The sequence below is a fragment of the Arthrobacter arabinosi genome (assembly GCF_054511115.1).
Genome location: NZ_JBTNDF010000006.1, coordinates 1 through 22478, shown reverse-complemented (window position 1 = coordinate 22478; position 22478 = coordinate 1). Strand labels below are relative to the sequence as shown.

Here is a 22478-nt window from a genome sequence, read left to right as displayed (position 1 = left end):
GCGAGGTATGACATGTCCTTTCGGGTAGCCTTAAGCGGGCATGTTTGTCGTCAGAATCAATTCAGGAGTGCTTGTGAACGTTGACCTCGTCGTTGTCGGGTCGGGCTTTTTCGGCCTGACCATCGCGGAAAGGGCGGCCACCCAGCTTGGCCTCAAGGTGGCTGTCCTCGACCGACGGCACCACATCGGCGGCAACGCATACAGCGAGAACGAGGCCCGCACTGGGATCGAGGTCCACCGGTACGGGGCGCACCTTTTCCACACGTCCAACGAGCGTGTGTGGGACTACGTCCACAACTTCACCGAGTTCACGAGCTACGTCCATAAGGTCTACACCCGCCATAAGGGCGAGGTGTACCCCATGCCGATCAACCTCGGCACCATCAACCAGTTCTTCCGGTCCGCCCTCGGTCCCGCTGAGGCGCGTGCGCTGATCCAGGAGCAGGCAGGCGAACTCGCGGGTACGGACCCCCAGAATCTGAACGACAAGGGCATCCAGCTCATCGGGCGTCCCCTGTACGAGGCCTTCATCAAGCACTACACGGGCAAGCAGTGGCAGACCGACCCGAAGGACCTGCCGGCCGAGATCATCTCCCGCCTTCCCGTCCGGTACACGTACGACAACCGGTACTTCAACGATAAGTACGAGGGCCTGCCGGTCAACGGCTATACGGCGTGGATCGAGCGGATGGCAGACCACCCGAACATCGATGTCCACCTGGAGACGGACTTCTTCGACGAGGGCCACGAGTACTCACGCTCGTCCACCCTCGGCCAGGTACCCGTCATTTACACAGGACCGGTCGACCGGTACTTCGACTTCGCCGAGGGCGCTCTCTCCTGGCGCACTATCGACCTCGAGGAGGAAGTGCTCCCGGTCGGGGACTTCCAGGGATGCTCGGTCATGAACTACCCCGACGAGGACTCCCCGTTCACCCGCATCCACGAGTTCCGTCACTTCCACCCGGAGCGCGACTACACCAAGGATGCGACGGTCATCATGCGGGAGTACTCGCGATTCGCCGAGAAGGGCGATGAACCGTACTACCCGATCAACACGTCCGAGGACCGCGCGAAACTGCTCGCCTATCGCGATCTGGCGAAGGGTGAGAAGTCCGTGCTGTTCGGAGGCCGCCTCGGAACCTACAAGTACCTCGACATGCACATGGCCATCAGTTCGGCGCTGAGCATGTTCGACAATAAGATCACCCCCCATTTCACATCCGGGGCAAAGCTTGAAAGCGGAGGCGTGGACGAATGAGCATGGTTTCAAAAAGCGTTGATGAGGCGGCAGAAGATGGCATGCCCGTGCAGTGGAGGACGGTCCACCGCGTCGTCTTCCCGACGGACGGCGACACCGACACCCTTCCCCTGTACGTCGATTTCAACGCGGCGCAGCGGGTAGTCAGTGACGGGCGCCCCTTGTCCGGGACCGATGCCGGTGTGATGGGCGTCGTCGCGCAGCGCACGAGTCAGCGCTCCGACGTTGTTCTCGACAGACGGAGCCTGCGCCTTCCAGCCTATCGGCGTGTGTCCTTCGGCACGTACTTCAATGCTTTTCCGGCGAGCTACTGGCGCGCACATACCAATGTCGGGCAAGTGCGCCTCACCGTGGATGTCGATGCCGAAGCGACGGTGATTATCTACCGGTCGAGCTCGCGTGGAACATCCAACCGGGTCAAGAGCGTCTATGTCGGTGCAAACAACCCGGCGACCGTCGATCTGCCGATCACCGCCTTCGGTGACGGCGGGTGGTACTGGTTCGACCTCGTTGCCCAGGACAACGACGTGAACCTCGTGAACGCGGAGTGGGCGGTTCCCGAACATGACGGCTTCGTGCCCGGGACCCTTTCCATTGCCGTCACCACCTTCAATCGGCCCGACTACTGCGTGCGGCTTCTCCAGACGCTGGCCGAGGCTCCGCAACTCCTCACCGTGCTCGATCGCCTCCTCATCACCGACCAGGGCACGCAGAAGGTTCGCTATGAGGAGGGCTACGAGGACGCCGCGCGGGCGCTAGAGGGTCAGTTCCACCTGATCGAGCAGGCGAACCTCGGCGGCTCGGGCGGATTTGCCCGAGGCATGCATGAGACGCTCGAGGACGGCCGCAGCAAGTACGTCATGCTTCTCGATGACGACGTGATCGTAGAGACCGAGGGCATCCTCCGTGCTGTCAGCTTCGCCGACTTCACGCGTAAGCCGACGATCGTCGGCGGGCATATGTTCAACCTTTACGAACGCGCCGTGCTTCACAGCTTCGGCGAGGAAATTAGTGAGTACCGCTATACCTACGGCACGGTATCGACAACGCAGGAATCCCACGATTTCTCCGCCAGCAACCTCCGCACGACTCCCTGGATGCACCGCCGCGTCGACGTCGACTACAACGGCTGGTGGATGTGCCTCATCCCGACCAGCATCATTCGGGAGATCGGCCTCGCGCTCCCTGTCTTTATCAAATGGGACGACGCTGAATACGGCATCCGAGCGAAAGCTCACGGCTACCGCACTGTCTCGCTTCCGGGCGCAGCGGTATGGCACATGCCGTGGACGGAGAAGGACGATACCATCGACTGGCAGGCCTATTACCACCAGCGCAACCGCTGGCTCGCCACGATGCTGTATTCGCCCTACAAGCACGGTGGCCGCATGCCGCGAGAGAGCTTTGCAGTGGACGTCCGTCATCTGCTCTCCATGCAGTACTCGGCTGTCGAGCTCCGGCTGAACGCGCTCGAGGACATCCTGGACGGTCCCTCGCACCTTCACGCGACCATCGGCGCGAAACTCCCCGAAATCCGCAGGCGTCGAGCCGAATTCGACGATGCACGCATCGAAAAGAACATCGCCGAGTTCCCCGACGTCAAGCGTGTGAAGCCGCCCAAGAAGGGAGTTAAGCCGTCACCGCCGCACACCCTGCGGAGCGCCCTCGTCAAGGCCGGCACGGGAGCCCTTCGTCAGGTCCGCGCAGCCCGCCCCGAGGCGAGTGTGCACCCTGAAGCGAACGTTCCGGCTATGGACGCACGGTGGTGGCGGCTCTCGCAGCTCGACTCGGCACTGGTGTCCTCCGCTGACGGATCGGGCGCGTCCTGGTACAAGCGTGATTCGGCCAAGTTCCAGTCCATGCTCAAGCGGAGCATCGTGCTTCATCAGCGGCTACTGGCCCGCTGGGACGAACTGACGGAGGAGTACCAGCAGGCGCTGCCAGACTTCACCTCCCAGCAGGCCTGGGTAGAGACGTTCGAGGATGCCAGCAGCGTCGAAAGCGCAGGGAAGTCGTCCCAGTGAGCAGTGTCACCGATCGTTCAGCTGCAGGCGGGGGTTCGCGGGGTGAGCTCGTGGCGCCCGGCTACGGGCTCGGCCTGCGCGACGTCGTCCGATCCCGCTTCCTGCTGAAGCTTCTGGTGCAGAAAGAGCTGCGCGTCCGCTACCGGGGGTCGGTTCTCGGGTTGCTCTGGTCTTACGTCAAGCCGGGTATCCAGTTCGTCGTGTTCTACGTGGCGCTCGGTGTCTTCCTTGGACTTGAGCAGAGCGAGCGCAACCCTGCCGGCCTCCCCAACTATGCAATCTACTTGTTCTCCGGCATCGTATTGATCAACTACTTCAACGAGTCGCTGGGTAACGCGTCGCGGTCGATTGTGACGAATGGCGGACTGATTAAGAAGATATACCTGCCACGGGAGCTCTTCCCGCTTGCCTCAACCTGGGTGTCGGCGGTGCACTTCCTCCCGCAGATCCTCATCCTCTTTGTCGCCTGTCTCTTCGCGGGGTGGTCGCCCACGGTGTTCCAGGTCGCCGCCGCCGGCGCAGGTTTTCTGATCCTGACGATGTTCGCGATCGGTCTGGGCCTGTTGTTCGGTGCGGTCAACGTGTACTTCCGCGACGCAGAGAACCTCGTCGACATGCTGCTCATGGTCGCGACCTGGGCATCACCGGTGCTCTACCCATGGGTACTCGTCCGCGACAAGTTGGGCGAGACCTTCTTCCTGATCTACCAGCTCAACCCCATCACAGTTGCCGTCGAAACTTTCCACTTCGCATTTTGGCTGCCCACGACCGAGCGGGCCGAGGCTATCCCTCCAAATCTGTTGTCTTTGTGGGTGCCGGTCGCCCTCGTGATATCGGGTCTGACGCTGCTCATCGGTCAGCTCGTCTTCAAGCGGCTCGAGGGCCGCTTCGCACAGGAGTTGTAACCGGTGAATACCGCTATCGAGATCCGTAACGTCAACAAGCAATTTGTCCTTCGGCATACCCGGTCCATGAAAGAAGCTTTCGTCTGGGTCATGAAAGGACGCAAGGGCGATCTCTCGGAGCGCTTCCACGCGCTTGCGGATGTGTCGCTGATCATCCAGGAAGGGGAGACCGTGGCCCTCCTAGGACTCAATGGCTCGGGTAAATCGACGTTACTCAAGCACATCTCAGGTGTGATGCGCCCCGACACCGGCAGCGTGCGTACCCGGGGCAGGGTGGCAGGCCTTATCGAAGTGGGAGCGGGGTTTCACCCCGACCTCAGCGGCCGCGACAACGTCTACCTCAACGGGGCGATCCTCGGAATGGAACGCGCCCAGATCGACCAGCGGTTCGACTCGATCGTGGAGTTCTCGGAGATCGGGCAGTTCATCGACACGGAGGTCAAGTTCTACTCTTCCGGAATGTACCTCCGGCTGGCATTCTCGGTCGCCGTCCATACCGACCCGGAGGTGTTCCTGATCGATGAGATCCTTGCCGTCGGGGATGAGCCGTTCCAAAAGAAATGCCTTGCAAAGATCGCCGAGCTGGCGGCGGAAGGCAAGACCCTGATTGTTGTCAGCCACAACCTCGACATGGTTGCCCGAATCTGCGAACGCGGGGTTCTGCTCGATCACGGCCGCGTCCTCATGGACGGTCCCATTGACGACGTCCTAGTGAAGCTCCGCCAAGGAGTGTGAGCCCCGGCTTACGAGCCGACATCACCGTCTGCACTCACACATCAACAACCCTGCTCGACGTGCCTTTGGAGGAATCTTGTCCTGGTGGACGACAATGCCGGTGTTAGCTGCAACCCTTGCCGTGATGATCCTTCCGGGGGTGGTCGTCGGTCTCGCGATGGGGTTCCGCCGGTTGATCCTGGCAGGCGTCGCTCCCATGTTCTCGGTCGCGGTGGCGGGCATCACCGCCGTACTCGCATCACTGGCCGGCATTCCCTGGGGTCTTCTGCCCCTGCTCGTGATGACTGTGGTCATCGCGGGCATTGGGCTGGCGCTTGATCGGTTGTTCGGCCGCCCCCCGCGGTCCGGCGCTAACGTCCCGCCGGACGGCTGGCGGGTCGTCCTGGCAGCATTCGTCGGCGCGGGTATCGGGGGCTTGACCATCGCGTGGCAGACCAAGCAACTGATCGCTGGCCCCGAGGAGTTCGCACAGCGGTTCGACAACATATTCCACCTCAATGCCGTCCGCTACATCCTGGACACGGGCGACGCATCCACCCTGACCCTCGCTTCGCTGACCGGAAATACCGGCGCATCGGCCGCGTACCCGGCAGCGTGGCACTCCTTTGCAGCGCTGGTGTCCCAGCTGTCGGGCGCGTCAGTTCCGTTGTCGGTGAACTACGTCAACATAGTGACGGCATCCGTCATCTGGCCGTTATCCTCTCTCTTCCTCGCCCGGGTCGTGATCGGCCCGCGGTACATCGGACTGCTCTCCGCCGGAATACTTTCGGCGGCATTCATCGCTTTCCCCTACCTGATGATGATCTGGGGTCCGCTGTTCCCCTACATGCTCTCGCTGGCGATCGTTCCTGCGGCTCTGGCCCTGGTGGTGCTTGCCGTGAGGAGAGGGAGCCAGATAGAGGAAAGCCGCTGGCGGTCGCTGTTGGGCCTCGGAGGCGGGCTCGCTGCGATCGGGTTTTCGCACACGAGCAGCGTCAACACGCTGATCGCCCTGAGCCTGCCACTGCTGGTGACAGCCCTGGTGGAACACCTCAGCGGGCGTGCTCAACGCAAGGCACCCCTGCGCACGTACCTCCCGGCGGCCGCATGGGTCGTCCTCGCTACGCCCTTGCTGGTTGCGGTTTGGCTCAAGCTGCGGCCGGCGCCATATGACACGTGGTCCCCGCACACGACCAGCGCAGGTGCGATCGGAGAGGTGCTCGCCAACGCACCCGTCGGAATGAAAGACATCACCGCTGTAGCGTCGATCCTGGCCATCGTAGGAGTGGTGAGTGCAGTGCGGCACCGAACCCACTTCTGGTTCGTGATCAGTGCTTTCATCGCGGGTTACCTTTATTTCGTCGATGCGAGTTTCGAGAAGGGTTACTGGCGCGCACTGCTCACCGGCATCTGGTACCAGGACACCCAGCGGCTTGCCGCTGTCGTGCCCGTCGTCGCGGTCGTACTGGCGGCGCTGGGATGCCAAGCCGTGGCCGACGCCGTGCTCGGATACGTACGGCGGAGGATAGCCGAACGCGGGATCAGGGCGTCCGCCGAACGCACCCGCGTGGTCAGGACGGTAATTGGCATGGGTGGGTTTGGGGTCGTCGCCCTCCTGCTGATCCTCAGCAACCAGGCAGGGCCTGTGGGCCCGTACATCGAGAGGGCGAATGTCTTCTACCAGCGCGACAGTCCCACGTCCATCCTTTCGAGCGATGAATATGAACTCCTCAACCGGATTCAGGACGAAATGCCGACCGACGCAGTCATCGCCGGTAACCCCTGGAACGGATCGTCACTGGTGTACGCCTTCGCGGGGATCGACGTCCTCGCCTACCATCTGATCGAAGTCAAGACCAACGAGGAACTCGTCATCGCCGAAGGACTCAAGGACGCAACGACCTCGGAGGCCGTCTGCGATGCTATCCGGGCGGCGGGTGTCACACACGTTCTCGATTTCGGCACGCAGTACCTCAGCGACAACTCGAACGCCAAGAACTTTCCCGGGCTGGAGGGACTCGAACGCTCGGATGCCGTGGAACTGGTCGATCGGGAAGGCGCCGCGAAACTGTACGAGGTCACCGTCTGCCAGTCGGAGGATTAGGGCCGGTCAGGGCCGCCGCGCCGGACGGAACCCGCGGGTCGGAGCGGGGGCAACGGCCTGTGTGAAATACTGGTCCTGTGAGCCGCACCTGGATAGTCATGCCGATGTACAACGAAAGCACGGTTGTCGGAGACGTGGTCCGCGGCCTTCTGCCGGTCTTTCCCCATGTCGTCTGCGTCGACGACGGAAGTACCGACGGTAGCCAGGCTCTGGCGCGGGATGCAGGCGCGACGGTCGTCCAGCACCCGATCAACATGGGTCAGGGGGCAGCGCTCCAAACCGGAATCGAATTCGCATTGCAGGACCCAGAGATGAACTGCATCGTGACGTTCGACTCCGACGGCCAGCACCGGGTCGTGGATGCGCAGCAGATGGTGAAGCGGGTGCTTGAGGACGAGGCCGATATCGTCCTTGGATCACGCTTCCTTGATGACCGGACCCAGATTGGGTGGATGAAGAAGCTCGTCCTCAAGACAGCCGCCGCGCAATTCCGGCTGAGCACCGGCATGGCCCTGTCAGATGCCCATAACGGGCTGAGGGCTTTTAACCCCTATGTCGCATCGAACATTCACCTGACGCAGAACCGGATGGCCCATGCCTCGGAACTGATCCACCAACTGGCCGAACTCCAGCCGCGCTGGGTCGAGCATCCGGTCGAGATCATCTACACGGATTACTCACGGGGCAAGGGTCAGTCCCTGCTGAACTCCGTCAACATTGTCGCCGAACTCCTACTTAAGTAGCCCGATGCTAATCCTCGTTCAGATTCTCCTTGTCCTCGCGGTTGTCTCCGTCTCGATCGTCCTCATGCGGGGAGGATCCAACGCACGCCATCTCGCAGTCCGCCGGCTCATGCTCATCGGGTTCGCGACGGCCGCTGTGCTCTCGATCTTCTTCCCTCGGGGCCTGACCATCGTGGCCGGCTGGTTTGGCATCGGCCGAGGAACCGACCTCGTCCTCTACGGGCTCGTGGTGAGCTTCCTGGTATTCATGGCCACCACCTATCAGCGCTTCCGCCAGACGGAAATTTCAATCACCAAGCTTTCCCGCCGGATCGCCCTCGACGAGGCCGGGCGCCCCTGGGAGGCGGCAGAAAGGTGAGCGGCCCAGCGCCGGTCGATATCTCGGTGATCATTCCAACGAACAAGATCAACCCTTGGTTCCCGTTGGCCGTCAAGTCTGTGCTGTCCCAGACAGACGCCAACCTCGAGCTCGTGCTGCTGTTCGACGGTATCGCCCCTCCCGACCCGCTGCCGTGGGCCGCTGACCTGCGGGTCAGGATGATTCGAAACGAGGTCTCGCAGGGAGTCGGTCACGCGCTTCGCACCGCATGCGCACAGGCCCGGGGCCGATACATCGCCCGGCTCGACGCCGACGACGTCGCCCTTCCGGGCAGGTTCGCAGCCCAGCTGGCCTACCTCGACCAGCACCCGGGGACCGTCGCCGTCACGGGCGGCGCTCGGTGGGTCGATGAGAACGGTGCCGTGGTGGGGCGGTTCGGCCATGCGCCGGGAAGCGATGCGCGGGAGCGGCTGCTCCGGCAGAACGTTCTGGTGCAGTCGGCGATCATGTTCCGTGCCGACGCCTATCGCGCGGTCGGAGGGTATTCCCCGATGCGGCAGATGGAGGATTACGATCTCTGGCTGCGCCTGTCCGCCCACGGATCGATGACGATCCTCGAACAGGACGTCGTCGATTACCGGGTCCATCCACACCAGACGAGCCGCGGGGTGCACCCGCGCGCGGACTATGTGCGCACGATCATGCGGGGACGCCGCGTCCTGGCCCGCGAGCTCGGTTTCCGGCCGGCCGTCCAGTTTCTGCGGGACCGGGCCTTCAAGACCGCACTGTACGCAATGTATTATCTTCCGCCGGACCTGATTCGGGTGATCCGCACGGTGGCCGCCCGCTGAGGCCTACCAGACGGTCCATCCGCCGTCGACGGCCATTGTCTGTCCGGTGACATACCGCGAGGCGTCGGAGGCCAGCCAGGCGAGGACCCCCCGGAAGTCATCCTCGGTGGCCATCCGCCCCAGCGGCGTGAGCTTTTCGTATCGTTCGGTGAATTCCTCGGCCTGGCCGCGGGCGATCCCGCCCGGGGCGAAGGCATTGACCCTGATCTCCGGGGATAGCACCGTGGCCAGGTAGCGGGTCAGCTGTACAATTCCACCCTTCGTGGCGCCGTACGCGGCGGGGTTGCCCATCACCGTTCCTTCGTAGAGCCCCATGTTGGGGGCCACGAGGCCGTAGATTGAAGAGACGTTGATGATCGAGCCGTTTCCGCTGTCCCGCAGCCGGGGCGCGAGCTCCCGGGCCAGGGCAAAAGGCGCCTGCAGGTTGAGGGTCGAGGCGAGGGCGAACGCCTCGTCGGTCTGCTCCTCAAACGGGACCGCGTATCCGGGAATGCCGGCCGTGCCGGTGAAGGCGGCGTTGTTGACTAGAATGGAAAGGGGGCCGTCGAGGCGGGCGACAAGGTCGGCCACCCCGCCGGACTGCAGGAAATCGGCGGCGAGGGGGACACACCGCGTGCCGTACTCGGCCGCGAGCCGTTCGCTCACCTCGGCGCACGCGCCCTCATCCCGGTCGGACACGGTCACATTGGCGCCCTGGGCGGCGAGGGTTTCGGCAAGGACCCGCCCGAGGGGCCCGGCCCCGCCGGTGACGAGGGCGTTGCGTCCCTTGAGGGAGAAGAGCCGTTCGACAGGGTTCATTCTCCCTCCTGTACGTAGCCGGGAAGCGGGGCGATGCCAGCGCGGACGACGGCTTCGACGAGCCGGAACTCCTGCTCGTCGTCGATCGAGAAGGACTGGGTCTCGGGGATCTCCAGCACCCCATGGGCGCCCTCGTCGAACCAGCTGTCCTGGAGCCGCCGGACGAATTCGGAGCGCCACACGTAGAAGCTTCCGTTGATGCGCAGGAAGCGTTCGACGTCCTGCCGGCGTACGACCCCGGTGCCTTCCTGGAAGTACCGTCCGACCTTCTCGCTGTCCGGTCCGAGCTGCTTCACGCCGACCCAGGTGGGGTTGAAGAACGGCTCCGAAACGGCGACCACGCCGTCGAGTTCGCGGTGGTCGGCGAGCTTGCGGATCGCCGCATCCACCTGCTCCGCGGTCCGGGTCGGGCTCGTCGGGTCGAGCAACAGCACCATGTCATAGCGCCGGCCGTCGAGCCGCTCCATCTCCTCGAGGGCGTGCCGCAGGACCCCGCTCATGGGGGCGGCGTCGCTGGCCAGCTCCGCGGGGCGCAGGAACGGCACCTCGGCGCCGTGCTCCCGCGCGATGGCGGCCACGTCGGCGGCGTCCGTCGAGACGATGCACCGGACGTCGTGCTCAAGCTGGCCGGCCAGGAACGCGCTGTGTGCCAGCAGGGGCTTGCCGAGCAGGTCCCTGACGTTCTTGCCGGGAAGGCCCTTCGACCCGCCGCGCGCAGGGATGATGGCCAGGACCGAGGGGTTGGGGGAATTCGACATGGCAACTTTCAGCTAGGAGACACAGCCTTCACCACCCTACCGTTTCGGCGTTCCCCGACGCGGAGGCCCGCCTGGCCGCATCACACACGGCGACCGCGCCGATGCCGTCCAGGAGGGTGGCGGGGGTGAATCGCGCCTGATCCTGCGACGCGAGCGCCCCGGAGCGTTCGAGGACGGCGGAGGTTTGCCGGGCAAGGACCGTGTCCACGGACGCGTCCGCCGGAAAGGCGTACTCCCAGGTTGCCCCGCCGGCGGTGTGCGACACAGTGTTGCTCACAACATCCCACCCGGCGGTTCCGCCACCGGCGACCACCCGGAGGTCGCGGGTCTTGGACCGGGTGATGTAGTCGAGCCGGACGGAAACCTCAACCGGGCGGGCCGGTGGTCCCGCCGTCCAGGACAGGTCGGCCGACTCCTCGGCCTCGATGCCAAGCGTCCCGTGGCCGAGCCGTCCAGTCAGCCGGTCAGGCATGCCGAAGAGCCATGCCGGATAGTCGATGTCGTGAACGAGGTCCCGGAGGACGCCTCCCTCGGCCGCCCGCGCCGAATAGCTCTCCCGGTAGTCGCGCCCGGGCCGCCAGTCCGGCAGCCAGGACTGCGACCGGACGCGGACCGACGTGATGTCGCCGAGATCCGGCAGGAGGCCGGCGAGGCGCAGCAGTCCGTCGTGGAAGCGCAGCGGTGCGCTGACGCTGATCCGTGAAGCCTTGGGATGGGCCAGCAGCGGGGCGGCATCCCCCGCGCGGGCCGAGGCCGGCTTCTCAAGCAGGAGTGCGCGAGGCGAGGCCGAGAGTGCCTCGAGGGTGTCCTCGACATGGCGTGCGGTGTCGGTGGCGATGATCACCAGGTCCAGCCCGGCCGGAACGGAATCGACAACAATCGCCGTGTCCGGGATGTCCGGGCGCGCCGTCAATTCCGAATTGGGGCGTACGGGCCAGGCGAAGATTTCCCCGACGCCGAGCCCGGCCAGAACGCGCAGATGCCGGGCGCCGATCGAGCCCGAGCCCCGGACCAGGACGCGAAGCCGGCGGGTGTCCTCCCGCGCGGCCCCTCCGGGGGCTCCGCCGGGGTGGGGATAGAATCTTGTCGTCACGTTGCACCACTCTATTCCCGAGGTAGCTGGAACCTAAATGGATATTCAGAATCACTATTACGGCCACTCGGCAGTATTGGCGCAATATTGCGGTCTCAAAAAAATTCATCATATTCCGGGCCTCCTGCAGCACGGGTGGACGGTTAAATCCCCGCTGCTCGCGCAATTCGCTGATTTCTCCCACCGCGGGCCCAACCGCCGCCGGCTCGTGTGGACGAGCACCTCGCGGGGCTACCGGCATTCGGACCCCGAGAATCTCTGGCCGGACGGCACAACGAAGCTCACCGCGATCGGGGCGCCCTTTGCCTACCTCAAGGAGCTCGCCGATAAGGCCGGTGCGCTCCCGCTCCGCCGGGAAGGCACACTGGTGCTCCCGATGCACGGGACGGCGCTGGTGCAGGTCTTCGGCGACCACGAGGGCTATGCCAAGGACGTGCTCGACCGTGAAGGACCGTCGACGGTCTGCCTCCATATCGAGGACCTTGAGGACCGGCGGGTCGTGCGGGCGTGGACGGCGGCCGGCCACTCGGTCGTCAGCGCCGGCGAACGCAGGGATCCCCGGTTCCTGGCGCGCATCCTGTCGATGATGTCCTCCGCAACCCGGGTGGTCTCCAACCGCATGGCGACCGCGCTGCTCTACGCCGCCCACGCCGGGGCCGAGGTCGCGGTCGAGGGCCCGGACTTCCGCCTCGGCAGCGATCCCGCGGCCGACCCCGGCACCCGGATGCGCGAACTGTGGCCGGAGTTTTACGAGCCGGCACCGGATCAGGGCGTGCTGGCGAAGATTGCCCGGGACGAACTGGGAATCGGTGACATGAGGTCTCCATTCGAGCTCAAGGAGATCCTGGGCTGGGACCGGCCCTCCGCCGGTCCGTACCTCGACTACTGGATCGGCGCCCCGCTGGAGAAGACGCGGGCCGTGCTGGGCATGAGCAAGCGGCCCGAGGGCGCGCACGGGGGAGAGGCCGGACTGTCGCCGTGGCACTGGCTGCGCCATCCCGCCAAACACTTGCCGTCTCCACTGCCCGGGCTCGAGGACTTCCGGCTCCCCGAACCGCTTCGGCTGACCCCCGCCGGAGCCGTTGAGTGACCCTCCGCTGGCTGATCCTCGGGGGCGGCGGCCACGCCCGGTCCCTGGCGGCCGTCATCCGGAACCGCGGTGAGACGGTGGCTGCCGTGGCGGCCCGGCCCGACCCTGCCGCTTCCGCGCCCGGAGGCGCGCTGCCTGTCCCGCGCCGGTTCGCGACCGACGCGGAGGCGCTTGACTACGCCGCGGCCGAAGGCCTGTCCATCTGCGTCGGCGTGGGGGCGGCTGAGGTCCGAAGCCGGATCGTCGAGGACCTGCTGCGGCGGGATTCCCTGAGCGGGCTGGTGCACCCCCTGATCGCCTCCACCGCGACAGTGGACTCCTCGGCGCAGCTGGGCCCGCTGAGCCAGGTGCTTGAACACGCCCATGTCGGGCCGCTGGCCGTCCTCGGGCGAGGAAGCATCGTGAACACCGGAGCGATCGTCGAGCACGATGCCGGTCTGGGCGACCTCAGCCACGCCGCACCCGGTGCCGTGCTTTTGGGTGGCGCGCAGGTAGGCAATAGGGTACTTGTAGGGTCGGGCGCCCGGATCCTGCCGCTGGTGTCCGTTGCGGACGACGCCGTGGTGGGCGCCGGCGCAGTCGTCACGGCGCATGTTCCGGAGGCCTCGACCGTCGGTGGAGTGCCCGCCAAACCCCTGAATTCGAGGAAGGAAGTTCCCAGTGACCAGTAAGACCCAGATTCCCGCGCCGGTGCAGTTCGGTATGCACCGGATCGGCGCGGACGAGGAGGTCTTCGTGATCGCTGAGGCCGGGGTCAACCACGACGGCGACCTCGGGGTCGCCCACGAACTGATCGACCTCGCCGCCGACGCGGGAGCCAACGCGGTGAAGTTCCAGACGTTCCGGCCGAGCGCACTGGTCAGCGCGTCGGCAGCCACCACCCCCTACCAGAGGAACGCCGGGTTCGCGCAGTCCCAGTCGGAGATGCTGGCGGCCCTCACCCTCCCGGATTCTGCCTGGGCGGAGCTGCACGCGCACTGCACGGAGCGCTCCATCACCTTCCTCTCCTCGCCGTTCGACCTGGAGAGCGCCCAGCTGCTGGCCGGCGTCGGGGTTCCGGGATTGAAGATCGGCTCGGGGGAACTGACGAACACACCCTTCCTGCGGGCCGTGTCGGACCTCGGCGCGCCCCTGATCGTCTCGACCGGCATGGCCACCCTCGAGGAGATCGAACGGGCGCTCGAGGCCACCGCCGCCGCACCGTCGACCGTCCTGCTCCACTGCGTTTCGGCCTACCCGGCCCCGGCCGCGGAGGCCAACCTCGCCGCGATTCCGGCGATGGCCGCGCAGTTCGGCGTGCAGGTGGGCTGGTCGGACCACACGCTCGGTGCGGTGGCTTCCATCGCCGCCGTCGCCCTCGGAGCGACGCTGCTTGAGAAGCACATCACCACCGACAAATCCCGGACCGGCCCCGACCACGCGGCGAGCCTCGATCCGGGAGAGTTCCACGACTACGTTGCCGCCATCCGTGCGACCACCGCGTCCCTTGGTGACGGGTTCAAGCGCCGCATGCCCAGCGAGGAGGAAAACGCCCGCCTGGTGCGCAGGTCCCTCCATGCGGCCCGGCCGATCGAGGCCGGGGCGGTGATCACCGAGGAGGACCTCGTCATCCTGCGCCCCGAAGGCGGGCTCGCCCCGTCCGAGGTGATCGTCGGCGCAGTGGCCGCCCGGGCCGTCGCTGCCGGTTCCCCCATCACCGCGGACGACCTCCAGCGAGACGCATGAAGGTCCTCGCTTTCGTCGGCACGCGGGCCGATCTCTTCCCCTTCATGCCCGTGCTCCAGGAGCTGGCAGGGCGTCCGGGCATCGAGCTCTCGGTATGCTCGGCCGTCGGATTCGCCGACGGCGCGGCCGCGGTCCTGGCCGACGGGGGCCTCGCGCCGGACCAGTACCGCCTCCACGACCTCGGGCTCTTCCTCGCCGACAGCGGCACCGCGGCCCAGACCGCCCTCGGAGCCCGCCTCAGCGGGGAATTCGCCTCCCTGCTGCAGGCGGAGGAACCCGACGCCGTCGTCGTCCTGGGCGATCGCTGGGAACTGATGTACATCGTGCCTCCCACCGTCCTGCAGGGGTGCCGCCTGGTGCACCTCCACGGGGGAGAGGTGACCGAAGGTGCGCTCGACGAACGGGTGCGCCACGCCGTGACCAAGCTGGCTGACCAGCACTGCGTGAGCACCGCCGGCGCCGAGCGGCGCGTGGCGCAGCTCGGCGAAAGCAGTGACCGGATCCACCGGACCGGAGCACCGGGACTTGACCGGTTCAGCGCCGTCGAGCCCCTGTCGGCCGATGGGTTCTCCGAGGCCTTCGGCGTCGAACTCGCGCGGCCCCTGATCGTGGCCACCTACCACCCTCCGACGGCCGAACAGGGCCAGCCCGTGGGGGAACTGGCACGGCAGGTCTTCGAGGAGGTCACCCGGGCGGCCGGGACCGCCATCCTGACCTACCCCGGCTTCGACTCCGGCAGGGAGGAGATCATCTCCGAACTCCTTGCCCTTGCCGCCGGATCCACCGACGGCACGGTGGTTGTGCGGGAAAGCCTCGGCTCGCTCTACCCCGGCGTAATGGCCACCGCCGACGCGCTCGTCGGCAATTCTTCGAGCGGCATCCTCGAGGCTGCGTCGTTCGGCCTGCCCGTGGTCAACGTCGGAGCACGCCAGCAGGGCAGGGAACACGCCGGCAACGTCATCGACTGTCCGGAGGAGCGCGGTTCAATCCGGCTTAGTATTGAACGGGCCCTCAGCGCCGAGTTCCGCCGGACCGCCTCGCTCGTCGTCAATCCGTACGGTGACGGCCATTCGGCGGCCCGGATCGCCGATGTCGTCGCCGGAGCCGGTTCGGTGCCCCTGACCAAAGTCTTCGTCGACCAGCCAGTGAAGGATACGCAATGAGCAGCGATGCCCCCCTTAGTAAGGTCTGCATCACGCCGAGCGCCTCGGTGCGGGATGCGCTGCGGGCCATCAACGACGGCGCATCCTCAATCGCCATGTTCGTCGACGACTCGCAGAAGCTGCTGGGGATCGTGACGGACGGCGATATCCGCAGGGCACTCCTGGCCGGCGCCGACCTCGCCAGCGGAGCATTCGAGTACGTCAATCCCCATCCGCGGGCCGTTCCGCCCGGCACCTCACGGGCCGCTGTGCTGGACCTGATGCGGAGCCTTCGCATCAGCGAAGTGCCCGTCGTGGACCCCGAGGGCAGACTCATCGGGCTTCACACACTGAGTGACATCGTTGGCCGGCCGAAACTGAGCAATATCGCCCTCATCATGGCCGGAGGGAAGGGCACCCGGCTCGGGGAGCTCACGAAGGACACCCCCAAGCCGCTCATGACCGTCGCGGACCGCACCATCATCGAGTGGGTCATTCTGGGCCTGGTCGATTCGGGCATTTCACGCATCTACGTGAGTGTGGCCTACCTGGCGGACAAGATCATCGACCACCTCGGCAACGGCGAACGCGTCGGCTGCACGATCTCCTACATCCACGAGGATCCGGCGAAGCCGCTGAACACCGCCGGTGCGCTGGGCCTGCTGTACGAACAGCTCCCCGAGCTGGACGAGCCGATCATCGTGACCAACGCGGACCTCATGGTCCAGTACTCGGCCGCCGACCTCCTCGCCTTCCACGACGCCCAGGACGCCACCCTCACCGTGGCCGCCCGCCCGTACACCCACCAGGTGCCCTTCGGTGTCCTCGAGATCGACGGTGACCGCTCGGTCTCGGCGGTCGTCGAGAAGCCCCGGGTCGAATTCGAAATCAGCACGGGCATCTACGCCGTGTCCCCGCAGGCCCTGGCGCTCGTGCCCGCCGGTGAACCCTTCTCCATGCCCGAGCTCATCGAGGCCTGCATCGAACGCTCACTGCGGGTCGCCGCGTGGCCCGTCGACTCCGATTGGCTCGACGTGGGAACCCCCAAGGATTTAGCAACAGCGAAAGGACAGCAATGACGGCTGGAAACATGACCGAGGGAACGCTTGCCGGAAAGACGGTGGTGGTCACCGGCGCCGACGGGTTCATTGGAAGCCATCTCACGCAGCGCCTGATCGCCGAGGGTGCCAATGTCCGCGCCCTCTGCGTCTACAACTCGAACTCGTCCTACGGCTGGCTCGACGACCTCTCCGAAGAGGAGCGCGACGCCGTCGACCTGCAGCTGGGCGACATCCGCGACGCGGAGTTCGTCTCCGACCTCATCAAGGGGTCCGACGTCGTGCTGCACCTCGCCGCCCTGATCGCCATCCCGTACTCGTACCAGGCACCCCGTTCGTATGTTGAAACGAACGTCGTCGGGACGCTGAACGTCCTGGAGGCGGTCCGCCGCCACGACATCGGCCGCCTGGTGAACACCTCGACGAGCGAGGTCTACGGAACTCCCAGCACCGTGCCGATCACGGTGAAGAACGAGCTGCGCGGACAGTCTCCATACAGTGCCACGAAGATCGCCGCGGACAAGCTGTGCGAGGCCTGGGCCGGATCGTTCGAGACCCCCGTCCTGGTCCTGCGGCCCTTCAACACCTACGGCCCCCGCCAGTCGGCCCGCGCCGTCATTCCGACGATCCTACAGCAGATGATCGCCGGCGCCGAGACCATCCACCTAGGCTCCCTCGACCCGCGCCGGGACTTCACCTTCGTCACCGACACGGCCGACGGTTTCATCCGGGCCGCCACCGCCGACGTGCCCCTTGAGGGACAGGTCATCCAGCTGGGCACCGGCACGGATGTGAGCATCGGCGAGCTCGTCGAACTCGCCCGCAAGGTCACCGGCTCGACCGCGGAAATCGTCACCGAAGACGTGCGGGTGCGCCCCGCCGGCAGTGAAGTCATGCGGCTGCTGTCCGACCCCAGCCAGGCCCTGCAGGAACTGGGCTGGGCTCCGCGGGTGGGCCTCGAAGAAGGACTCAGGCAGAGCGCCGAGTGGATCGCCGCCCGCGGCGTCGATTCCAAAGCCTCCGCACGTTACGTCCGCTGAACCGCGGACCATGAAAGGCGAAAACGTGGCATCACGAGTTCCATTGGCCGTGCCGAACATCGGCGAGAGCGAAGCGAAAATGGTGACGGACGCCGTCGAGAGCGGGTTCGTGTCCTCGGTGGGCCGATACGTCGCCGAGTTCGAGCGTCAGTTCGCCGACTATGTCGGGGCGAAATACGCCGTGGCGTGCTCCTCGGGTACCGCCGCGCTGCACCTGGCGATGCGGCTCGCCGATGTCCAGCCGGGTGATCTCGTGGCGGTGTCCGACTTCACCTTCATGGCCTCGGCCAACGCGGCCTCCTACCAGTTCGCCGACCTTCTGCTCGTCGACTCCAGTCCGGATTCGTGGGGCATGGATCTCGACCTGCTGGAGGAAGAGCTCAGGCGGCGCCGGGCCGCCGGGGAGATCCTGCCCAAGGCCGTCGAACTGGTGCACATCCTCGGTCAGCCCGCCGACGCGCACCGCGCCCGGCTGCTCGCCGACGAGTTCGGTTTCGTGCTGATCGAGGACGCCGCCGAGGCACTCGGTGCCACCTGGTCGGACGGGCCGCTCAAGGGCCGCCATGTCGGCACCATCGGCCACATGGGAGCCTTCTCCTTCAACGGGAACAAGATCATGACCACCGGCGGCGGCGGCATGTTCACCACCGACGACGAGGACATGGCGCGCCGGGCGAAGCACCTCTCAACCCAGGCCCGGCTCCCGGACCGGGGCTACCTCCACGACGAGATCGGCTTCAACTACCGGCTGACCAACATCGCGGCCGCTTTGGGGGTGGCCCAACTCGAGCGCCTCGACGGCTTCGTGGAGCACAAGCGCGCGGTCGCCCAGCGTTACAACGACGCCTTCGCGGGGACCTCCATCGGACTTCCCCCGAACCTCCCCGGCGAGGAATCGACCTACTGGCTGTACTCGGTTCTGGTTCCCGGCGGCGAGGGCACCGAGTCCCGTGACGCGCTCCAGGACTTCCTGGCGGAGTCGGACATCGAGTCGCGGTCGCTGTGGCGCCCCCTGCACATGCAGCCTCCGCTGGCGCACGCGCCGGTGCTGGGCGGGGAAGTCGGAGCCGAGCTTTTCTCAAGGGGGCTCTCCCTGCCCTGTTCGACCGACCTCACCGAAGCCGACCAGCAGCGCGTCATCGACCGGGTCCTCGCCTGGCATGCTCTGAACATTGAGTAGCAGCGCTCCCGGGACAGCAGTGGGTCGAAACTCGCTGCTGTACCTCATCGGGGCGCTGTTCCAAGGGCTTGGAATCGTCTTCGTTCAGCCCTTCGCCATTCGGGTCCTGGACAGCGACGCCCAGTGGGGCGAGCTGATCCTGGCGGTCTCGGTCATCCAGGTGGGCGTGGTGCTCGCCGCAGCCGGACTTCCACTGGCGATCACCAGGGCATGGTTCGACGAGGGGAACGGACCGTTGAAGGCCCGGTCGATCAGCGGGTTCCTCAGCCTGACGGGGCTCGCCCTGGGCCTCATTGCGGCCGCCGCACTCGCCATCTTCGCCGCGCGGGTCGACGGGGCCATCACCTTCACCATCGCCCTGGGGACGATGGGCGTACTGGCCACGGTGCTCGCCGCCCAGGCGATGCTGCGTGCGCAGGAGCGGCCCCTGGCTTTCGTCGGCCTGAGCATCGGGTCCTCCGTTGGAGCCCACGTCCTCGGCCTGCTGGCCATCTGGCTCATCCGACCGCTCGCCTGGGTGTACCTGGCCGGGTTCGCCGTCTCGGTCGTGGCAACAGCCGCTGTCTCCCTCGCGCTTGCACGTCCGGCGTCCCCCCGGGCCGTGAAGGGCGCCGTGGGGGAGGCCCTCAGGATCGGACTGCCGGTGCTGCCGCACACGGGCGCCCTGATGCTCCTGACCCAGGGCGCTGTGTTCCTGCTCGCTGCCACCGCTGGCACTGTGGCATCCGGTGACTTCGGCAAGGTGCAGATCTTCACGCTGGGAACCATCACTATCCTCGGGGCGCTGAACAACGCCTGGGTGCCGTCCCTGATGGGGGCACCGCTCCCCGAGCGGGCCCGCCGTCTGCGCCGCACCATGAAGATTGCGAGCCTCGCCGGCCTCGCCGTCGTGATCGTCGCAGCGGGCGGGGCGAACGCCGTCACCCACATCATCGCCAACGGCAGGGAGGACCTCGTGCCGGTGGCCCAGGTCCTGCCCCTGACCGCAGTGGGCTACCTCCTCTACCTCAACGCCACGACGCTCCTCTTCGCGGACAAGCGAACGGGACTGCTCGCCGTCATCACGCCCGTCGTGCTGGTCGCCGGCCTTGCGTTCGCGTACCTCCCCGCCCGCAGCGGCAACCTTGTCGGCGTGGCCTCCGCGTGCGCCGCCTCCTTCCTGCTGCTCGGACTTTCCTACTTCGTCGTGGCCCGGCACCGCGCGGAAGGCGGGTGGCCCCTGCGGCTGTACGTGCTGTGCGCAGCCGCCGGGATCGCCTATGTCCTTGTCCTGCTCGCCCTTCCCAACGACCTGGCCACGGGCATCATCACGATTGCCGTGGTGGCCGTGCTGGGCCTGGCGGGCCTGGCGGCCTTCCAAACCCGGCTCCGGCAGCTCACCACCGAGTAGACCGCTAAAGCAAAGGAAACGGGCAAGGAAGATATCCACTACTTCGACATCACCGCGCTATCTCCGCGCAGCTGGTGGTCCTCGGCCACGAGCTGAACATCTTCCTGCCGGAGATCTTCCTGCCGGAGATCTTCCTGCCCCCTGATGGATCCCACCCGTTCTACATGCAGTCCTTCGCGGTCGTCGTCTTCTTTGTGCTGTCGGGCTACCTCACCACCTCCACAGTCATGCGGAAGTGGGATATCCCGGGCTTCGGCTTCGGCACCTACCTGATCGCCCGGGTCGCCCGGGTGATTTATCCGCTGCTTCCCGCAACCGCGCTGATCATCGCCTGCGACTTCCTGGTCTTCCGGGGGAGCCCCGGCCTGCCCTTCATTGCGGTCGACCTCGGGCTGCTCACGCTCATCGCGGCGTTCACCCTCACCTACAACCACCCCCTCCTCGAGCAGGCCGCCCGCCGGGCCGGGAACCTTCCCTGGCTCGATGCCGGTCCGGTCGGCACGGCGGCGCCGCTGTGGTCGATCGTCGCCGAATGGTGGATCTATGTCGCCTTTGGGGTGCTGGTGCTGGTGCTGGTCTTCGCGCGCGGCCGGAAGCTCAATCCGGGGTGGGTGATCCTGCTCGTCTTCGCGGTCGCTGTGCCTGCCGGATACCTTGCACAGAGCTCGGTTCACGTGGTGGCATGGATTGTCGCCATGCTCTTCGCCTTCAACAGCGCCCAGTTGCGGAAGCTGCCCCGGCAGTTACACCTTTGCCATTTCGTCGTCTCCATGGTGACCTTCCTGGTGGCGCTTCACCAAGTCTCGAACAACCTCTTCACGCCGCTAATGATTCTTCCCGCCACCGTCGCGTTCTGCGCGGGGTACTTCGCTTTGGACTCGGGGCAGAGGGACGGACCCACAGCCGGAGGAACACCCACGAGGAGCAGTGGGTCGACGCTGCTAGTTACGTGGCGAACGTGGGCGATCCTGCTTGTCTTGGGCTACAGCTATTCGCTCTACCTCGTCCACTTCTCGACTAGGACATACCTCTGGCAAGCCCTTCACGACAATCTGTCTGCTTGGCAACTGATACCGCTTGCACTCGTTCTGAGCAATGTCGTCGGGTTCGTGTTTTGGTTCCTGGTCGAACGGCACTTTCATCAGGTCGTCCGCTTCCTCAGGTTCGGCTTCTTGGAGCAGCGTCGGAAGCGGATCGCCGTCCGAGTCCCCCTACGAAGGTCTATTCCTCAAGCGCTCTCTCTTCAGCCACGGATAAATGGTCTGACTCCGATGGCCGCGTGGGCCCAGCAGTAGTCGTATTCGTGGATCCAGGACGGCAGGGCCGCCCAGCGCGCCAATTCGCTGGAGCAGTGCGGTTGAGAGCTCGCCATTCGGCAAGGGTGCGGCGGACGCGCCCGAGCTTCCTCACATCGACGTAGATCAGGTCTCCCGGCGCATCGTGACTATAGCGTGGTACCGGTGCCTAGCTGCGGACATCGAAGTGACGCAACCGGTTCAGCCCGCACCAGGTCAGCACGGTATGAACCGTGGAGGTCGGCATGCTCAGGCGGACTCCGATTCCGGCGGGTCCGAGGCGTTTCTTCCACTCCAGCCGCATGATTTCGCAGACCATTGCCGGTGAAGTCCTGGTGGGGTTGTGGTGCAGGTGTGAGGACCGCTCCTGCATGCCCGTCTCGACATGGCGGCGTACCAGTCAACCTACCGGTTTGCGGTCGGTCAGGACATATGGAAGAACACGACAGCGAGCGCGACCGGTCCCCCCTCGTTGGTGATCGGCTTCCCAATCCGCAGCTGTTGAAGCGGAAAAGCCCGGCACCATCGTGAGACCTGAGGACCTCCCGATCGATACCGTAACCGAGACAGCTTTACCTTCGGTCGGAATCCTCCCCGCGTCCGGAACCGAAAAGGCGCCCTCACATATGAACCAACGTCCATGGGTAGTGAAGATAGCGGAAGGTTATACGCTGACATCCTCTTCGCCAGCGCAAAAAAAGTCCGCTCTGCCGGCCACAGGGTTGGACGGCAGAGCGGACGGCAGGGATGAGATTCCTATTTGTATGTGGTGCGGGTGCCGGTGGGGGTCCAGGTGATGGTTGCTTTTTGGAATCGGACGGTGCGGTAGCCGCCGGTGGTGGTCGCTGATTGGAGGGGATAGCCGATTCCCATCTGCCAGCCGGCTTTTTTCCAGGCATCGCGGAAGGGTTCGGTGACGGCGTGGGCTCCGGTGGTGGGGGTGTAGTAGATGTTGCCGCCGGTGAAGGGCTGGTAGCAGCCGCCGCCG

General features: G+C 65.7%; 21 protein-coding genes. 17 read left to right on the top strand and 4 right to left on the bottom strand.

The genetic code is table 11. The features are described 5' to 3' along the window. The first annotated feature begins 73 nt into the window (after window positions 1–73). The 8 genes from glf (at window position 74) to ACX80P_RS14240 (ending at window position 8921) form a co-directional block, all read left to right on the top strand. Window positions 74–1261, top strand: a complete 1188-nt coding sequence (gene glf, locus ACX80P_RS14275; protein WP_459278770.1) for a UDP-galactopyranose mutase — start codon at window positions 74–76, stop codon at window positions 1259–1261. Beyond that, complete coding sequence (locus ACX80P_RS14270; protein ID WP_459278769.1) at window positions 1258–3285, top strand: glycosyltransferase; 2028 nt, start codon at window positions 1258–1260, stop codon at window positions 3283–3285. Before glf ends, ACX80P_RS14270 begins: the two co-directional genes overlap by 4 nt. Beyond that, a complete protein-coding gene (locus ACX80P_RS14265; RefSeq protein ID WP_459278768.1) occupies window positions 3282–4190 on the top strand; it encodes an ABC transporter permease in 909 nt (302 codons plus the stop codon). The genes ACX80P_RS14270 and ACX80P_RS14265 overlap by 4 nt, the downstream gene beginning before the upstream one ends. A gap of 3 nt (window positions 4191–4193) precedes the next feature. Beyond that, the gene (locus ACX80P_RS14260) at window positions 4194–4925 is read left to right on the top strand and encodes an ABC transporter ATP-binding protein (RefSeq protein WP_459278767.1); all 732 of its coding nucleotides are present in this window, start codon (window positions 4194–4196) and stop codon (window positions 4923–4925) included. Between the two features lie 76 nt (window positions 4926–5001). Further along, complete coding sequence (locus ACX80P_RS14255; protein ID WP_459278766.1) at window positions 5002–7008, top strand: DUF6541 family protein; 2007 nt, start codon at window positions 5002–5004, stop codon at window positions 7006–7008. 77 nt (window positions 7009–7085) lie between these two features. Then, window positions 7086–7751, top strand: coding sequence for a glycosyltransferase family 2 protein (locus tag ACX80P_RS14250; protein WP_459278765.1), 666 nt, complete (start codon window positions 7086–7088; stop codon window positions 7749–7751). A gap of 4 nt (window positions 7752–7755) precedes the next feature. Next, the gene (locus ACX80P_RS14245; protein WP_459278764.1) at window positions 7756–8109 is read left to right on the top strand and encodes a DUF2304 domain-containing protein; all 354 of its coding nucleotides are present in this window, start codon (window positions 7756–7758) and stop codon (window positions 8107–8109) included. A gap of 26 nt (window positions 8110–8135) precedes the next feature. Then, complete coding sequence (locus ACX80P_RS14240) at window positions 8136–8921, top strand: glycosyltransferase (RefSeq protein WP_459278763.1); 786 nt, start codon at window positions 8136–8138, stop codon at window positions 8919–8921. A 3-nt stretch (window positions 8922–8924) separates the two neighbouring features. Here the strand turns inward: ACX80P_RS14240 and ACX80P_RS14235 are convergent, their stop codons facing one another. Genes ACX80P_RS14235 through ACX80P_RS14225 form a run of 3 tightly spaced genes read right to left on the bottom strand, consistent with a single transcriptional unit; the run spans window position 8925 to window position 11570 of the window. Next, window positions 8925–9719 carry an SDR family oxidoreductase gene (locus ACX80P_RS14235; RefSeq protein ID WP_459278762.1) on the bottom strand — a complete coding sequence of 265 codons (795 nt, stop codon included), beginning with the start codon at window positions 9717–9719 and terminating at the stop codon, window positions 8925–8927. Next, a complete protein-coding gene (locus ACX80P_RS14230) occupies window positions 9716–10477 on the bottom strand; it encodes an acylneuraminate cytidylyltransferase family protein (protein WP_459278761.1) in 762 nt (253 codons plus the stop codon). Before ACX80P_RS14230 ends, ACX80P_RS14235 begins: the two co-directional genes overlap by 4 nt. A 28-nt stretch (window positions 10478–10505) precedes the next feature. Next, window positions 10506–11570: a Gfo/Idh/MocA family protein gene (locus ACX80P_RS14225; RefSeq protein ID WP_459278760.1), complete on the bottom strand. Its 1065-nt coding sequence runs from the start codon at window positions 11568–11570 to the stop codon at window positions 10506–10508. Window positions 11571–11607: 37 nt separating this feature from the next. Here ACX80P_RS14225 and ACX80P_RS14220 point away from each other — a divergent pair, with 37 nt between their 5' ends. The 9 genes from ACX80P_RS14220 to ACX80P_RS14180 are packed head-to-tail and all read left to right on the top strand — an operon-like array spanning window position 11608 to window position 21490. Beyond that, the gene (locus ACX80P_RS14220) at window positions 11608–12660 is read left to right on the top strand and encodes a hypothetical protein (RefSeq protein ID WP_459278759.1); all 1053 of its coding nucleotides are present in this window, start codon (window positions 11608–11610) and stop codon (window positions 12658–12660) included. After that, a complete protein-coding gene (locus ACX80P_RS14215; RefSeq protein WP_459278758.1) occupies window positions 12657–13331 on the top strand; it encodes a PglD-related sugar-binding protein in 675 nt (224 codons plus the stop codon). The genes ACX80P_RS14220 and ACX80P_RS14215 overlap by 4 nt, the downstream gene beginning before the upstream one ends. Then, window positions 13321–14385, top strand: coding sequence for an N-acetylneuraminate synthase family protein (locus tag ACX80P_RS14210; protein ID WP_459278757.1), 1065 nt, complete (start codon window positions 13321–13323; stop codon window positions 14383–14385). The genes ACX80P_RS14215 and ACX80P_RS14210 overlap by 11 nt, the downstream gene beginning before the upstream one ends. Then, window positions 14382–15548 (top strand): UDP-N-acetylglucosamine 2-epimerase, encoded by a 1167-nt coding sequence (gene neuC, locus ACX80P_RS14205; protein WP_459278756.1) that lies wholly within the window; start codon window positions 14382–14384, stop codon window positions 15546–15548. The genes ACX80P_RS14210 and neuC overlap by 4 nt, the downstream gene beginning before the upstream one ends. Then, entirely contained in the window at window positions 15545–16606 is a 1062-nt protein-coding gene (locus ACX80P_RS14200) for a sugar phosphate nucleotidyltransferase (protein ID WP_459278755.1), read from the top strand. Before neuC ends, ACX80P_RS14200 begins: the two co-directional genes overlap by 4 nt. An 11-nt stretch (window positions 16607–16617) precedes the next feature. After that, the gene (locus ACX80P_RS14195) at window positions 16618–17625 is read left to right on the top strand and encodes an SDR family NAD(P)-dependent oxidoreductase (RefSeq protein ID WP_459278754.1); all 1008 of its coding nucleotides are present in this window, start codon (window positions 16618–16620) and stop codon (window positions 17623–17625) included. Window positions 17626–17650: 25 nt separating this feature from the next. Then, the gene (locus ACX80P_RS14190; RefSeq protein WP_459278753.1) at window positions 17651–18805 is read left to right on the top strand and encodes an aminotransferase class I/II-fold pyridoxal phosphate-dependent enzyme; all 1155 of its coding nucleotides are present in this window, start codon (window positions 17651–17653) and stop codon (window positions 18803–18805) included. Further along, window positions 18798–20195 carry a lipopolysaccharide biosynthesis protein gene (locus ACX80P_RS14185; RefSeq protein WP_459278752.1) on the top strand — a complete coding sequence of 466 codons (1398 nt, stop codon included), beginning with the start codon at window positions 18798–18800 and terminating at the stop codon, window positions 20193–20195. The genes ACX80P_RS14190 and ACX80P_RS14185 overlap by 8 nt, the downstream gene beginning before the upstream one ends. 59 nt (window positions 20196–20254) lie before the next feature. Then, window positions 20255–21490 (top strand): acyltransferase family protein, encoded by a 1236-nt coding sequence (locus ACX80P_RS14180; protein ID WP_459278953.1) that lies wholly within the window; start codon window positions 20255–20257, stop codon window positions 21488–21490. Window positions 21491–22246: 756 nt separating this feature from the next. On the opposite strand, the gene ACX80P_RS14175 is transcribed toward ACX80P_RS14180, so the two are convergent. Beyond that, a partial coding sequence (locus ACX80P_RS14175) for an LGFP repeat-containing protein (protein ID WP_459278751.1) occupies window positions 22247–22478 on the bottom strand: 232 nt, incomplete at its 5' end.